Below are 14,503 nucleotides of genomic sequence, written 5' to 3' on the forward strand. Positions count from 1 at the left end.
AAAATAGTATACTAAAACGAATATAGAAAGGAGAGTAAAATATGGAAAAGCTTGCTGTATTTCTTTCTCTAGAAGGAAGAAAAGTATTGGTAGTAGGTGGCGGTACAGCAGCATTGATAAAAATAAAAACATTGTTAGACATACAATCAGATTTTAAAGTAATTTCAAAAGAGTATGCTCAACAAACAGAAAAAATATTAAAAGAAAATGTTGTAAACTATCAAAAAAAAGAAATTAAAAAAGAGGATATAAAAGATGTATTTATAGTGTTTGCAGCGGCAGAAAAAAATGTAAATGATAGTGTTGCAAAGTGGGCAAAAGAATTAAACGTATTGTGTTGTAAAGCAGATGGTAAAGGAGATTTTATACTACCTTATCATAAAAGAGAAGGAAAATTAACTGTTGCAGTAAGTACAGACGGGTTATTTCCTTTATTAGGAAAAAAAATATGTGAAACAATAGATTTGTCTATAGGAAAAGAATTATATTATTTAGGAGAAAAAAGAAAAAAAATAATAGAGTGTATTCATGATAAAAAGGAAAGAAAAAAGGCATTAGAACAGTTGCTGAAGGAGTATCAGACAAATGAAAAAAAGTATTAAAATTGGAACAAGGGATAGCTTATTAGCTATAAAACAGGCAGAACTAGCTGCAAAAGAAATAAAAAGTATATTAAAACAAGTAGATATTGAAATAGTAAAAATTAAAACAAAAGGGGATAAAATATTACATAAAACCCTAGATAAAATAGGAGGAAAAGGGCTTTTTGTAAAAGAAATAGAAAGAGCATTATTGCAAAGAGATATTGATGTAGCAGTACACAGTATGAAAGATATGCCTGACGAAATGCCAAAAGGATTGACATTAGGAGCTGTACTGAAAAGAGAAAATGCTATGGACGCAGTTGTATGTGCAAATAATATGACATGGGAAAAATTGCCCAAAGGAGCAACAATAGGTACAGGAAGTTTAAGAAGAAAAACACAACTTTTAGCATTGAGAAGTGATTTTAATGTAGTACCTATAAGAGGAAATATTGTTACAAGACTTCAAAAATTGGAACAAGGATTTGATGCTGTTGTGTTGGCAGTAGCAGGACTGGTAAGAACAGAACAGCATCAAAAAATTTCTCATGTGTTTACATTGCAAGAAATGATACCTGCAGCTTGTCAAGGAATATTGGCATTGCAAATAAGAGAAAATGATTTGTACTTAAAACAGGCTATGCAAAAAATAAATAATGAGAATGCTTTTGTATGTCAAAAAGCAGAAAGGGCTTTTTTAGAACAAATTGGTGCAGATTGTCATGCACCTGCAGGAGCTTTGGCAAAAATACAAAATGGAAAATTGTATATGAAAGCAATGTTTTATACAGATAGAATATTGCAGTCGGAAGGATACGATAGTATTGAAAATGCAGAACATTTAGGAAAAATGCTAGCGATGGAAATAAAAAGAAAGGAGCATATTATATGAAAATAGGACGAGTTTATATTACAGGGGCAGGGCCTGGAGAGGAGAAATTGATAAGTGTTAGAGCATTGGAATTGATAAAACAAGCAGATGTGATAGTATATGATAGATTAAGTGCAGAAAGATTTTTGATATATAGTAAAAAAGAGTGTGAAAAAATTAATGCGGGAAAACAACCTCAAAATCATAGATTAAATCAATCACAAATCAATGAAATATTAATACAAAAGGCAAAAGAAGGTAAAAGTATAGTAAGATTAAAAGGAGGCGACCCTTTTGTATTTGGTAGAGGAGGAGAAGAATGTGAAGAATTGGAAAAAGCAGGTATTCCATTTGAAGTAGTGCCAGGAATATCTTCTTTTTATTCTGTATGTGCCTATGCAGGTATTCCAGTGACACATAGAGAATGTTCCTCTTCTTTTCATGTTTTTACAGGACATAGAGTGAATAACGGAGAATTAGATTATAGTAGTATAGCACATATGGAAGGAACACTTGTATTTTTGATGAGTATGAAAAATCTGCATATTATAAGTGAGAAATTGATACAACAAGGAAAAGATGAAAATACACCTGTATGTGTTATACAATGGGGTACAACAAGTAAACAAAAAAGTGTTACAGCAATATTAAAAGACATAGCAAAAAAGGCAAAGCAGAAAAATATTGGACACCCTTCCGTTGTAATAATGGGAGATGTGGTAAAACAAAGAATGGATTGGCAAAAATATAGACCACTTTTCGGAAAACATATTGTATTAGCAGCAAGCGGAGAAACTGCTTGTGAAGCAAAAAAAATGTTACAAGAAGAAGGTGCAGAAATAACAGTATATTCTGGTATTGAAATCAAAGAAAATGTAAAGGAACTCTCAAAAGAAATACAACATTTGAAGAAGTATACATGGATATTTTTTACAAGTGTAAACAGTGTGGAATGTTTTTTTGACGCAATGCAAAAACAAAAAAAAGATATTAGACAATTGCAGGGAATAGGTATATTTTGTATAGGAGAGAAGACAAAGCAAGCAGTAGAAAAAAGAGGCATATTTGTGGATAGAGTGCCACAACAGTATAATAGTGAAAGTGCTTCGAAAGATATGGAACAATTTTTAAAAAAAGGAGATAGTATATTATTTCCAGCATCAGAATTAGCTTCCACAGTATTAGAACAAAAAGCTCAAGAATTAGGCGTTACTATGGTAAGGGTAACAGCATATCAAAATCATGTTAATACAAATGGTATAGAAAGAATAAAAAGTGATTTAAAAAAAGGAAATATTGATGCAATGGCATTTTTTAGTTCTTCTCAATTTAAAAATTTGTATTTACTTTTGGGAGAGGATATAAAAAAATGTCAGCTTTTTGCTATAGGGCAACAAACACAGCAAACTATACTACAAATGGGGGCAGAAGTAACAGCAACAGCAGAAATTTCTACAGGAAAAGGAGTAGCAAAAAAAATAATAGAAGTATTAAAAAATGTATGAAACTGTTTTCCGAAATGAATAAGTTAAATATTTCTTACAAATACGTAAAATACATTGAGTGAGAATAATAAAAGTGATACAATGATAATATGAAGGTGATAGTGTGGATTATAGAAGACTGAGGAAAAATAAAGCTATTCGAAATTATGTAAAAGAAACAAGAGTTTGTTTGGAGGATTTAATATATCCTTTGTTTGTAGTAGAAGGAGAAAATAAAAAACAAGAAATTAGTGCTATGCCTCAAAATTATAGGTTTTCAGTAGATAAATTGGTGGAAGAAGCAAAAGAAATTTCAAAATTGGGTATACAAGGAATATTACTTTTTGGTATTCCTGACAATAAAGATGAATTTGGTACAACAGCATACTGTGAAGGAAATATAATACAAAAAGCAATTAAAGCATTAAAACAAGCAGTACCAGAATTATATATTATTGCAGATGTATGTCTTTGTGAATATACTAGTCATGGCCATTGTGGTGTAATATGTGATGAGAAAGTGGATAATGAAAAAACGCTTCCACTTTTGGCAAAAGCAGCAGTATCTTATGCCAAAGCGGGAGCAGATTGCATTGCACCTTCTGATATGATGGACAATAGAGTAGCATATATTAGAAAAGCATTGAATGAAAATAATTGTAATGATGTTGCGATTATGGCATATAGTGCAAAATATTGCTCCGCTTTTTATGGACCTTTTAGAGAAGCAGCTCATTCTGCACCACAGTTTGGAGATAGAAAAAGTTATCAAATGGACCCTGCAAATAGAAAAGAAGCACTCAAAGAAGTGCAACAAGATATACAAGAAGGTGCAGACATAGTTATTGTAAAACCAGCTTTGCCTTATTTAGATATATTGTGGCAAGTAAAACAGCAGGTCAATGTGCCAGTGTGTAGTTATCAAGTTAGTGGAGAATATGCCATGATAAAAGCAGCAGAAAAAATGAATTGGATAGATGGCAAAAAGGTAGCTATGGAAAGTTTGATAGCATTGAAAAGAGCAGGAGCAGATATGATAATTACTTATTTTGCAAAAGATTTTGCAAAAGGACTTTTAAAAGATAGTGATAGTATTACATAATATAGTATAAATATACAATACAAAAAAGCCTTTGCAGTATGAAACAAAAAAATTGTGATAGAATACTATACAGAAAGGAGAGAAATGTATGTTATCAGGAATTGTAATAGATAATATGTTGCTGTGGATTATAATAGTAGGTATTATAGGATTGATACTTTTGATAGCAGAGGCATTGATGCCAGGATTTGGAATATTTGGTATATTAGGAACGGTATGTGTATTGGGTTCTACAGTAATGGCTGGTATGAAATATGGTTTTGGTGTATTTTTAATATTAGTAGCAGCTTTGATAATATTGGCTTTAATATTTGTACGTGTTGCTCAAACAAAAGGAGTATATGATAAATTTGTGTTAAATGAAGTTTTAGATACGAAAGATTTTGATGAAAGTATATTACAAGGCATGGAAGGAAAAAAAGGGATTACTGTTACAACAATACAGCCTTATGGTAAAATAGAAATAGAAGGAAAGCAAATTGATGTGTGTTCTGAGGGAGGGTATATTGAGAAAAATAAATCTGTTGAAATCGTACAAGTAAAAGGAAAAACAGTAATTGTAAAAGAAGTTGTGTCGTAGAAAATTGTGTTTTAAAAAGGAGGTTTTAATTATGTTTGTTGGAATTGGTTTAGGAGTTACCATATTTGCAATTATTATTATCATTAGTATTTTTTTAAGTTTTGTACCCTTAGGACTTTGGATTTCTGCAATATCCGCAGGCGTAAAAGTAAGTATTGCATCATTGATAGGTATGAGAATGAGAAGAGTCAGTGCAGCAAGGATTATACGTCCTTTAATCAAAGCACAAAAAGCAGGTATGGACGTCAATGCTAATCAGTTAGAAAGTCATTTACTTTCTGGTGGTCATGTAGATAATGTAGTAGATGCACTGATAGCAGCACATAGAGCAAATTTGGATTTGTCATTTGAAAGAGCAGCAGCGATTGACTTGGCAGGTAGAGATGTTTTTGAAGCAGTAAGAATGAGTGTTACACCTAAAATCATAGAAACTCCTTGGATTTCAGCAGTTGCAATAGATGGTATAGAAGTAAAAGTTATTGCAAAAGTAACAGTAAGAGCAAATTTGGGTAGATTAGTAGGTGGTGCAGGAGAGGAAACAATTATCGCTAGAGTAGGAGAGGGTATTGTTACAACAGTAGGTTCTTCACAGCATCATAGTAGTGTGTTGGAAAATCCAGATTCTATATCTAGAACAGTATTGGGAAAAGGTCTTGATAATGGTACAGCATTTGAAATATTGTCTATTGATATAGCAGATGTGGATATTGGAAGAAATATAGGAGCAAATTTGCAAATACAACAGGCAGAAGCAGATAAACAGATTGCACAGGCAAAAGCAGAAGAAAGACGTGCAGCGGCAGTAGCAAAAGCAGAAGAAATGAAAGCAGAAGTAGAAAGAATGAAAGCGAAAGTAATAGAAGCAGAGGCAGAAGTGCCTATGGCATTGGCAGAAGCTTTAAGAAGTGGAAATCTGGGTGTAATGGATTATTATAAACTGCAAAATGTGCAGGCAGATACTACTATGAGGGATAATATAGGGAAAACAGATTTGACAAAAGTATTAAATAAAGAAAAAAGATAAAATGGAAAAAAGATACTGAAAACAATGTTGTTTCAGTATCTTTTTTTAAAATAAAATGAAAAAGAAAGGGGAAAATATATGAATGATGTAGTAAAAAAACAATTAGAAAAAATAGAAAAAAAAGAAAAAAAATACTTAAGTAAAAAAGAAAATAGATTATACTGTAAAAAGAAAGCAGTAGAAGAAATGATAGAACAAAAAGTACCTGAGAAAGTAAAACAGGCAATAGAAAAAGCGTTTTTTAAGGGATTTTTAGTGCTTTTGGAAAAGGGCACTTCTGTCATTGAAAAAACATATGATAAAGAAAAAATATTGTGGCAACATCAATTTTATGAAAATCGTTTTGAACAAAATAGAAAAAACAGACAATTTCAAAAAATAGTAAAAAATGCTAATCAATGTAATAGAATAAACATTGCAATAACAGCAGTAGAGGGTGGCGTATTGGGTGTATTGGGTATTGGCTTACCAGATATTCCGTTATTTTTGGCAATCATATTAAAAGGAATTTATCAAACAGCATTACAATATGGCTTTGATTATAACGATAAAAGAGAACAAATTTATATATTAAGACTTATTCGTGCTGCTATGATAGAACAAAAACAAAAAGTAGCATTAAATATATTAGTAGAAGAAACCGCAATGTGTATTGAAAAAGAAATTGCTGTACCATATAACTTTGAGGAAGAAGTAAAACAAACTTCTCAACTACTTTCTCATGCTATGCTTACAGCTAAAATGATACAAGGTGTACCTGTAATAGGTGTTGCAGGAAGTGGATATAATGCAGTAGTGTATCATACGATATTGAAATATTGTAATATAAAATATAAAAAAAGATATTTACAGAAAAAAAACAAAGAATAAAAAAAAGAAAAAGGGTTATATTAAGTATTGCAAAAGTGATTTGCATATCGATATTCATTTTTATTGTTTAACTTATGAAGGAGGAAAAACAAAATGGAAAAAAACACAAATAAAAATGCTCAGAAAGACACACAAAAAAATATGAACAGAACAGAATTTGCACAGGAATACAGCATTGACACAAGTAAGAGAACAAATAAAACAAATAAAACAGAAAAAAATTGTAACAAAAGCGGTAGCAGTAGTGGAAGCAGCAGTAACTAATAGTATTATAAATATTACGAAGTAATATTTTAACACATTATAAGGTAACTTCTTTTTGAAATTATTCAAAAAGAAGTTACTTTTGTTTTACTGATAATGTAGAAAATAGTAAGAAATTTAAAAAAAATAAAAAAAATGAAAAAAAGTGTTGCAAAATAAAAAAAGATATGGTATAGTATAAAATGTTCTTGCTGAGAGAGTAAAAAAATATTTTAAAAATAAAGTAAAAAAATGCTTGACAAGTAAGAAAAAGAGTGTATAATAAATACTCGTGACTGCCACAAAAGCAGTAAAAAAGCACTGAAAAATATTTAAAAAAAATAAAAAAAGTGCTTGACAAAACAAAACATCAATGATAAAATGTTTAATGTCGATTTCGAAAGAAGTCGAAAAAAGGAAATAAAAAACAAAGTAAAAAAAAGGAAAGAATTGATCCTTGAAAACTGAACAGTTAAGAAATAAACACAACCCAAGTCTATTCAAAGTTTTTGTAGATTTTTAGTTAAAAAAATCTAATATAAAAAGTCAGAGTAATCTGAGTAAAAGGATTTTAATATAAGAGTTTGATCCTGGCTCAGGATGAACGCTGGCGGCGTGCTTAACACATGCAAGTCGAGCGAAAATAATTAGGAGCTTGCTTTTAATTATTTTAGCGGCGGACGGGTGAGTAACGTGTGGGCAACCTGCCTTTTACTGTGGAATAATCACTGGAAACGGTGACTAATACCGCATACGGTTCTTAGGAGGCATCTTCTAAGAAAGAAAGGATTTATTCGGTAAAAGATGGGCCCGCATCTGATTAGCTAGTTGGTGAGATAATAGCCCACCAAGGCAACGATCAGTAGCCGACCTGAGAGGGTGACCGGCCACATTGGGACTGAGACACGGCCCAAACTCCTACGGGAGGCAGCAGTGGGGAATATTGCACAATGGGCGAAAGCCTGATGCAGCAACGCCGCGTGAAGGAAGACGGTTTTCGGATTGTAAACTTCTATCAATAGGGAAGAAAGAAATGACGGTACCTAAATAAGAAGCCCCGGCTAACTACGTGCCAGCAGCCGCGGTAATACGTAGGGGGCAAGCGTTATCCGGAATTACTGGGTGTAAAGGGAGAGTAGGCGGCAAGGTAAGCGATATGTGAAAGCCTTAAGCTTAACTTAAGGATAGCATAACGAACTATCTAGCTAGAGTACAGGAGAGGAAAGCGGAATTCCTAGTGTAGCGGTGAAATGCGTAGATATTAGGAAGAACACCAGTGGCGAAGGCGGCTTTCTGGACTGAAACTGACGCTGAGGCTCGAAAGCGTGGGGAGCGAACAGGATTAGATACCCTGGTAGTCCACGCTGTAAACGATGAGTGCTAGGTGTCGGGGAGGAATTCCCGGTGCCGGAGCAAACGCAATAAGCACTCCACCTGGGGAGTACGACCGCAAGGTTGAAACTCAAAGGAATTGACGGGGGCCCGCACAAGCGGTGGAGCATGTGGTTTAATTCGAAGCAACGCGAAGAACCTTACCAAGGCTTGACATCCTCTTGACGAATGTAGAGATACATTTTTTCTTCGGAACAAGGGAGACAGGTGGTGCATGGTTGTCGTCAGCTCGTGTCGTGAGATGTTGGGTTAAGTCCCGCAACGAGCGCAACCCTTATCTTCAGTAGCCAGCAGGTAGAGCTGGGCACTCTGGAGAGACTGCCGTGGATAACACGGAGGAAGGTGGGGATGACGTCAAATCATCATGCCCCTTATGTCTTGGGCAACACACGTGCTACAATGGCTAGAAACAAAGTGAAGCGAGACGGTGACGTTAAGCAAAGCACAAAAACCTAGTCCCAGTTCGGATTGTAGTCTGCAACTCGAGTACATGAAGCTGGAATCGCTAGTAATCGCAAATCAGAATGTTGCGGTGAATACGTTCCCGGGCCTTGTACACACCGCCCGTCACACCATGGGAGTTGGAAGCGCCCGAAGTCGATGACCTAACCGCGAGGGAGGAGTCGCCGAAGGTGAAGCCAGTGACTGGGGTGAAGTCGTAACAAGGTAGCCGTATCGGAAGGTGCGGCTGGATCACCTCCTTTCTAAGGAGACAAAGTTGTGAAATAGATTAACTGTTCAGTTTTGAAGGATTGATAAAATCTTTCAAAATAATGCACCTTGAAAACTGAATACAAGAAAAAAGAGTCAAAAATCGAGCAATAATAAATTTTTGAAACAAACTTCTATTTAAAGAAATAAAGTAATAACGCTATTACATTTAAGGTCAAGCAAGAAAGAGCACGAGGTGAATGCCTTGGCACTGGGAGCCGATGAAGGACGTGATAAGCTGCGAAAAGCTTCGGGGAGGCGCACATAGCCATTGAGCCGAAGATGTCCGAATGGGGGAACCTGCCTAAGAAAACCTTAGGTATCTGTATGTAAATCCATAGCATACAGAAGGGAACGCTGCGAACTGAAACATCTAAGTAGCAGTAGGAGGAGAAAGAAAAATCGATTTCCTAAGTAGCGGCGAGCGAAAGGGAAAGAGGCCAAACCAGAAGACATAGTTTTCTGGGGTTGAGGACTGTGTAAGGTATTGAATAGAGATAGTTGAAGTGTTTTGGGAAAGCACACCAAAGAAGGTGAAAGTCCGGTAAACGAAATTGAAATTCAGCCGACAGTATCCAGAGTACTACGGGACACGAGAAACCCTGTAGGAAGCCGGGGGGACCACCCCCCAAGCCTAAATACTCCCCAGTGACCGATAGAGAAGCAGTACTGTGAAGGAAAGGTGAAAAGGACCCCGGGAGGGGAGTGAAAGAGAACCTGAAACCCCGTGCTTACAAACAGCCAGAGGGAAACTGATGGCGTACTTTTTGTAGAACGGTCCGGCGAGTTACAATTACTAGCGAGGTTAACTGTTAATAAGGCAGGAAGCCGAAGGGAAACCAAGTCTGAAGAGGGCGATATAGTTAGTGATAGTAGACCCGAAACCGGGTGACCTATCCATGTCCAGGTTGAAGGAACCGTAAAAGGTTTTGGAGGACCGAACACACATCTGTTGAAAAAGGTGGTGATGAGGTGTGGATAGCGGAGAAATTCCAATCGAACTCGGAGATAGCTGGTTCTCCTCGAAATAGCTTTAGGGCTAGCCTTGAGAGAAGTCTAACGGAGGTAAAGCACTGAACTGACGCGGGTCCCAAAAAGGATACCAACTCATATCAAACTAAGAATGCCGTCAAGATATCCTCAGGAGTCAGACTACGTGAGATAAGTCTCGTGGTCAAAAGGGAAAGAGCCCAGACCGACAGCTAAGGTCCCGAAGTGTATGTTAAGTGGGAAAGGATGTGGGATTTCAAAGACAACTAGGATGTTGGCTTAGAAGCAGCCATACATTAAAAGAGTGCGTAACAGCTCACTAGTCGAGAGAACCTGCGCCGAAAATAAACGGGGCTAAAACATACCACCGAAGCTACGGATTTCCTACGGATGTAGGGAGTGGTAGAGGAGCATAGTGCAAAAGGAAGAAGTCAAAGCGAGAGCAATGATGGACGAAGCAGTAGAGAGAATGCCGGAATGAGTAGCGAGATAGAAGAAAGAAACTTCTAGGCCGAATATCTAAGGGTTCCTGGGTAAAGCTAAACTTCCCAGGGTAAGTCGGGGCCTAAGGCGAGGACGAAGGTCGTAGTCGATGGATAACTGGTAGAAATTCCAGTACTACAAATAATCAGAACTGTGGGGACGCAGGAGGATAGGTAAACCGGGGAAAGGAAAAACCCGGTCAAGCATAAAGGTATGTCAGATAGGAAAAACCGTCAGACTGAGCTGAAATGTGATGAGGACTGAAAAAGAGTAAGGAAGTTACTAAATCCACACTGTCAAGAAAAGCCGCTATAGCATTATTTGTACCCGTACCGTAAACCGACACAGGTAGATGAGGAGAAAATCCACAGGCTGACGGGAGAAGTGTTGTTAAGGAACTCGGCAAAAAGACCCCGTAACTTAGGGAGAAGGGGAGCCAGTGAGAGCTGGCCGCAGAAAAGAGGCTCAAGCGACTGTTTAGCAAAAACACAGGTCTCTGCGAAACCGAGAGGTGAAGTATAGGGGCTGACACCTGCCCGGTGCTGGAAGGTTAAAAGGAGAGGTAAGGCGTAAGCTGAAGCTTTGAATTCAAGCCCCAGTAAACGGCGGCCGTAACTATAACGGTCCTAAGGTAGCGAAATTCCTTGTCAGGTAAGTTCTGACCCGCACGAAAGGTGTAACGATTTGAGCACTGTCTCAACAACACGCCCGGTGAAATTGAAGAACCAGTGAAGATACTGGTTACCCGCAACAGGACGGAAAGACCCCATGGAGCTTTACTGCAGCCTGATACTGGGATTCGATGATATATGTACAGGATAGGAGGGAGGCTAGGAAGCGAGTACGCTAGTATTCGTGGAGCCGCTGGTGGGATACCTCTCTTATATCATTGGATTTCTAACTTGCATCTGTGAACCAGATGAAGGACAATGTCAGGCGGGCAGTTTGACTGGGGCGGTCGCCTCCAAAAGAGTAACGGAGGCGCTCGAAGGTCACCTCAGAATGATTGGAAACCATTCAAAGAGTGTAAAGGCAAAAGGTGGCTTAACTGCGAGAGCGACGGTTCGAGCAGGTACGAAAGTAGGACTTAGTGATCCGGTGGTAATAAGTGGGAATGCCATCGCTCAACGGATAAAAGCTACCCTGGGGATAACAGGCTTATCTCCCCCAAGAGTTCACATCGACGGGGAGGTTTGGCACCTCGATGTCGGCTCATCGCATCCTGGGGCTGAAGTAGGTCCCAAGGGTTGGGCTGTTCGCCCATTAAAGCGGTACGCGAGCTGGGTTCAGAACGTCGTGAGACAGTTCGGTCCCTATCCGTTGTGGGCGAAGGATATTTGAGAGGAGCTGTTCTTAGTACGAGAGGACCGGAATGGACATACCAATGGTGTACCAGTTGCATACCAAATGCATAGCTGGGTAGCTAAGTATGGACTGGATAAACGCTGAAGGCATCTAAGCGTGAAGCCACCCTCAAGATAAGATATCCCAAAACGCAAGTGAGTAAGGTCCCTTGAAGACAACAAGGTAGATAGGTTGGAGGTGTAAGTGCAGCAATGTATTGAGCTGACCAATACTAATAGACCGAGGGCTTGACCTAATAAAGAGGGAAAGCAAAGAAAGTAGAAAAAAGTGAAAAAAAGGTATTGACAAAGCGAGAGAAAAAGACTATAATACATCTTGTGTTCAGTTTTGAGGGTGTAAGAAGCCCGAAGAAAAGAATTCCAGTGACGATACGTTTGTGGGGAACACCCGTACCCATTCCGAACACGACGGTTAAGACGCAAACGGCTGATGATACTTGGTGGGGGACCGCTTGGGAAAGTAAGTGGTGGCTGGAGAATGTAACGGGGTGTAGCGTAGTTTGGCTAGCGCGCCTGATTTGGGATCAGGAGGTCGCAGGTTCAAATCCTGTCACCCCGACTTTTTTAAAAAAATGTGGTTGAGGAAACCTATGGTGGGTATGGCGCAGTTGGTTAGCGCGCCAGATTGTGGCTCTGGAGGCCGTGGGTTCGAATCCCACTATCCACCCTTATTATAATATGGGTCACTAGCTCAGTAGGTAGAGCACTGGACTTTTAATCCAGGTGTCTCGGGTTCGAGCCCCGAGTGACTCATTTTATTTAAGCAGTCGTGGCGGAATTGGCATACGCGCTAGACTAAGGATCTAGTCCGGGTTTCTGGGTAGGGGTTCAAGTCCCCTCGACTGCATACATATTACATATGCGCGAATGGCTCAGTGGTAGAGCATCGCCTTGCCAAGGCGAGGGCCGCGAGTTCGAATCTCGTTTCGCGCTTTTTATTTAATGGGCTATCGCCAAGCGGTAAGGCACAGGACTTTGACTCCTGCATTCGCTGGTTCGAATCCAGCTAGCCCAGTTTTTTTATTTGAAAATTATTTAAAAATGTTTAAATATTATTGGGGTATCGCCAAGCGGTAAGGCAACGGATTCTGATTCCGTCATTCGCAGGTTCAAATCCTGCTACCCTAGTTTTAATTAAGAGAGGAGCAATGAAGCTAATTCATTGTTCTTTTTTTGTATAAAGGAGAGTTTAATTTGTATGGAAGCATTTTGGTATAAAAAATCAGAATTGTCAGATATACCTACATTAGTAGAAATAAGTATGAAAGAATTGCTTGAAGATTTTCATTGTGATATTGCTATGCAAAAAAAGTTTGAAGAACATTATAAAGAGGCTATTCCTAGATTAATGAAAGAGGAAACATTAATATCGTATATTGCTTATCAAAAGGGCATGTTTGTAGGAATGGCAAAAATATATATTTGGAGAGAAGATATTGCAAAGGGAGAAGCTACATTGTCTGATGTTTATATTCTGCCTGAATTTAGGGGAAATGGTATATTTCAACATTTGTTTGATAAGGTTGTAGAAGAAGCGAGAAAAAGAAATTGTATTGTAATAAAAACTTATGTGAAGAACAATCGTGAACGACTTCATAAATTAGGCTTTGAAGATTCTTATGCTTATGATGAAGAAGAAATATATGGTTTAAGTGATGAAGTGGAGTTGTTTCTTGTATAAAAAAGAGTACATAATATACTATAAATTTTGTGTATAAAGAAAAACAAAATTATGATATAATCTTTAGTAGAGGGAAAAAAGATGAAATATAAATTTAATATATAATTTTTGCAAGCAAATTGACAGAATACGGCAGAGGGCGTAAACTAGATTTTAGTAATAAAAAACATAAAAACCACTTTAAATAATGATAAAAATTTTTTGCATTTTTTATATTAAAGAGAGGGAAATGTGATTTTATGGAAAAAGAGAGATATACAGAAATAAAAGGAATGGAAAAGATGTACGCAGCAGAACCAGAATTTTCGTTTTGGGGAATATTTTATCATATTATTTTTTTGGAGGCAAAGGTAAAATCAGATGAAAATACTGGAAAATTAGAAAAGACTGTTATATTAGAATTAGAGAATATGGACCATACTATGAGAGCAAAAATTTTGTTTGAAGGAGTTTCATTGTTTTATATGGCAGGGCTAGACCCTGTAGGAGGATTTGATATTGATAAAAATCCAGATTATGAATTTGACATAGAAAAAAAGTTTATGATAATAGATTATGAAAGTAATGCCATTTCTTTTTATTGTAGAGGTATAGAAGTATTAGAGGCAGAAAAAAGAAAGGTGTAATATATGAGCGTATATGAGTTTTTGGCAAGTGATGTATTATTAGAAAATGTAAAAAATGAGAAAATAATGTTCTTTTCTGTAAAAGAGGCACTCGAAAAAGGTATTACATTAAATAAAAAACTAATTGCGAATATAGATGAAAATAAAAAAGATGTAATAATGTATTTTAAAAAAAAGGAAGACTTGGGAGAAATTAGTATATCATTAGAAATGGAAGATATGAAAATATATTCTGATGATTATACAAATAAAAAATATCGTTGTAACCTAAGTTGGGACTATACAGAACAAAGAGCAAAAGAGTTGATAAATTATATTACACATCATTTAGAAAAAACAAAAGAAATAGAACTTTGGAAAATTTGGCTAGGAGAAAAAGAAAAGCCTAATATAGAATGTTGTAAATTGTGTGAATTAGATAATAAAAAAATAAAAAAAATATTTGGAAATGGTTTTAAAGAACCAATGTGTTTGAGGATTGTAAGAGAATAAAAGGGG

11 protein-coding genes, 7 tRNA genes and 3 rRNA genes are annotated in these 14,503 nt (G+C 36.8%); all 21 read left to right on the top strand.

The features are described from left to right. Nucleotides 1–41 precede the first annotated feature (41 nt). The 21 genes from C820_RS06475 to C820_RS06575 all read left to right on the top strand — a co-directional run bounded on the left by C820_RS06475 (nucleotide 42) and on the right by C820_RS06575 (nucleotide 14,497). Nucleotides 42–602, top strand: coding sequence for a precorrin-2 dehydrogenase/sirohydrochlorin ferrochelatase family protein (locus C820_RS06475; RefSeq protein ID WP_004038980.1), 561 nt, complete (start codon nucleotides 42–44; stop codon nucleotides 600–602). Continuing rightward, on the top strand, nucleotides 586–1,476 hold the full coding sequence (gene hemC / locus C820_RS06480; RefSeq protein WP_004038975.1) for a hydroxymethylbilane synthase: 891 nt from the start codon (nucleotides 586–588) through the stop codon (nucleotides 1,474–1,476). The genes C820_RS06475 and hemC overlap by 17 nt, the downstream gene beginning before the upstream one ends. Continuing rightward, entirely contained in the window at nucleotides 1,473–2,960 is a 1,488-nt protein-coding gene (cobA, locus tag C820_RS06485) for a uroporphyrinogen-III C-methyltransferase (RefSeq protein WP_004038974.1), read from the top strand. The genes hemC and cobA overlap by 4 nt, the downstream gene beginning before the upstream one ends. A gap of 103 nt (nucleotides 2,961–3,063) precedes the next feature. Then, nucleotides 3,064–4,041, top strand: a complete 978-nt coding sequence (gene hemB / locus C820_RS06490) for a porphobilinogen synthase (protein ID WP_004038973.1) — start codon at nucleotides 3,064–3,066, stop codon at nucleotides 4,039–4,041. Nucleotides 4,042–4,129: 88 nt separating this feature from the next. After that, the gene (locus C820_RS06495; protein ID WP_004038972.1) at nucleotides 4,130–4,621 is read left to right on the top strand and encodes an NfeD family protein; all 492 of its coding nucleotides are present in this window, start codon (nucleotides 4,130–4,132) and stop codon (nucleotides 4,619–4,621) included. A gap of 31 nt (nucleotides 4,622–4,652) precedes the next feature. Next, entirely contained in the window at nucleotides 4,653–5,645 is a 993-nt protein-coding gene (floA, locus tag C820_RS06500) for a flotillin-like protein FloA (protein WP_004038971.1), read from the top strand. A 78-nt stretch (nucleotides 5,646–5,723) separates the two neighbouring features. Next, nucleotides 5,724–6,515 (top strand): EcsC family protein, encoded by a 792-nt coding sequence (locus C820_RS06505; RefSeq protein WP_004038970.1) that lies wholly within the window; start codon nucleotides 5,724–5,726, stop codon nucleotides 6,513–6,515. Between the two features lie 93 nt (nucleotides 6,516–6,608). Continuing rightward, a complete protein-coding gene (locus C820_RS06510) occupies nucleotides 6,609–6,779 on the top strand; it encodes a hypothetical protein (protein ID WP_004038968.1) in 171 nt (56 codons plus the stop codon). Between the two features lie 551 nt (nucleotides 6,780–7,330). Continuing rightward, nucleotides 7,331–8,854, top strand: a 16S ribosomal RNA gene (locus C820_RS06515). A 180-nt stretch (nucleotides 8,855–9,034) separates the two neighbouring features. After that, a 23S ribosomal RNA gene (locus tag C820_RS06520) occupies nucleotides 9,035–11,934 on the top strand. A 123-nt stretch (nucleotides 11,935–12,057) separates the two neighbouring features. Next, nucleotides 12,058–12,175, top strand: a 5S ribosomal RNA gene (rrf, locus tag C820_RS06525). The 16S, 23S and 5S rRNA genes sit together here with 7 tRNA genes alongside, the layout of an rRNA operon. 7 nt (nucleotides 12,176–12,182) lie before the next feature. After that, a tRNA-Pro gene (locus tag C820_RS06530) sits at nucleotides 12,183–12,257 on the top strand. Nucleotides 12,258–12,291: 34 nt separating this feature from the next. Continuing rightward, nucleotides 12,292–12,365, top strand: a tRNA-His gene (locus tag C820_RS06535). Between the two features lie 13 nt (nucleotides 12,366–12,378). Next, a tRNA-Lys gene (locus tag C820_RS06540) sits at nucleotides 12,379–12,451 on the top strand. Between the two features lie 10 nt (nucleotides 12,452–12,461). Then, a tRNA-Leu gene (locus C820_RS06545) sits at nucleotides 12,462–12,545 on the top strand. Nucleotides 12,546–12,559: 14 nt separating this feature from the next. Beyond that, nucleotides 12,560–12,631 (top strand) — tRNA-Gly (locus tag C820_RS06550). A gap of 10 nt (nucleotides 12,632–12,641) precedes the next feature. Beyond that, a tRNA-Gln gene (locus C820_RS06555) sits at nucleotides 12,642–12,713 on the top strand. A gap of 41 nt (nucleotides 12,714–12,754) precedes the next feature. Next, nucleotides 12,755–12,826, top strand: a tRNA-Gln gene (locus C820_RS06560). 70 nt (nucleotides 12,827–12,896) lie between these two features. Next, nucleotides 12,897–13,379, top strand: coding sequence for a GNAT family N-acetyltransferase (locus C820_RS06565; protein WP_004038811.1), 483 nt, complete (start codon nucleotides 12,897–12,899; stop codon nucleotides 13,377–13,379). A 239-nt stretch (nucleotides 13,380–13,618) separates the two neighbouring features. Next, nucleotides 13,619–14,005 carry a hypothetical protein gene (locus C820_RS06570; protein ID WP_004038810.1) on the top strand — a complete coding sequence of 129 codons (387 nt, stop codon included), beginning with the start codon at nucleotides 13,619–13,621 and terminating at the stop codon, nucleotides 14,003–14,005. A gap of 3 nt (nucleotides 14,006–14,008) precedes the next feature. After that, the gene (locus tag C820_RS06575; protein ID WP_004038809.1) at nucleotides 14,009–14,497 is read left to right on the top strand and encodes a hypothetical protein; all 489 of its coding nucleotides are present in this window, start codon (nucleotides 14,009–14,011) and stop codon (nucleotides 14,495–14,497) included. Nucleotides 14,498–14,503 lie beyond the last annotated feature (6 nt).

It is taken from the genome of Clostridium sp. MD294 (assembly GCF_000364165.2).
Taxonomy (GTDB): Bacteria; Bacillota; Clostridia; order Lachnospirales; family Anaerotignaceae; genus Coprocola.

Excerpts from the sequence above, each read along its gene's own strand:
- C820_RS06475 (WP_004038980.1), top strand. The coding sequence starts at position 42 with ATGGAAAAGCTTGCTGTATTTCTTTCTCTAGAAGGAAGAAAAGTATTG.
- hemC (WP_004038975.1), top strand. The coding sequence starts at position 586 with ATGAAAAAAAGTATTAAAATTGGAACAAGGGATAGCTTATTAGCTATA.
- cobA (WP_004038974.1), top strand. The coding sequence starts at position 1,473 with ATGAAAATAGGACGAGTTTATATTACAGGGGCAGGGCCTGGAGAGGAG.
- C820_RS06495 (WP_004038972.1), top strand. The coding sequence starts at position 4,130 with ATGTTATCAGGAATTGTAATAGATAATATGTTGCTGTGGATTATAATA.
- floA (WP_004038971.1), top strand. The coding sequence starts at position 4,653 with ATGTTTGTTGGAATTGGTTTAGGAGTTACCATATTTGCAATTATTATT.
- C820_RS06505 (WP_004038970.1), top strand. The coding sequence starts at position 5,724 with ATGAATGATGTAGTAAAAAAACAATTAGAAAAAATAGAAAAAAAAGAA.
- C820_RS06510 (WP_004038968.1), top strand. The coding sequence starts at position 6,609 with ATGGAAAAAAACACAAATAAAAATGCTCAGAAAGACACACAAAAAAAT.
- C820_RS06565 (WP_004038811.1), top strand. The coding sequence starts at position 12,897 with ATGGAAGCATTTTGGTATAAAAAATCAGAATTGTCAGATATACCTACA.
- C820_RS06570 (WP_004038810.1), top strand. The coding sequence starts at position 13,619 with ATGGAAAAAGAGAGATATACAGAAATAAAAGGAATGGAAAAGATGTAC.
- C820_RS06575 (WP_004038809.1), top strand. The coding sequence starts at position 14,009 with ATGAGCGTATATGAGTTTTTGGCAAGTGATGTATTATTAGAAAATGTA.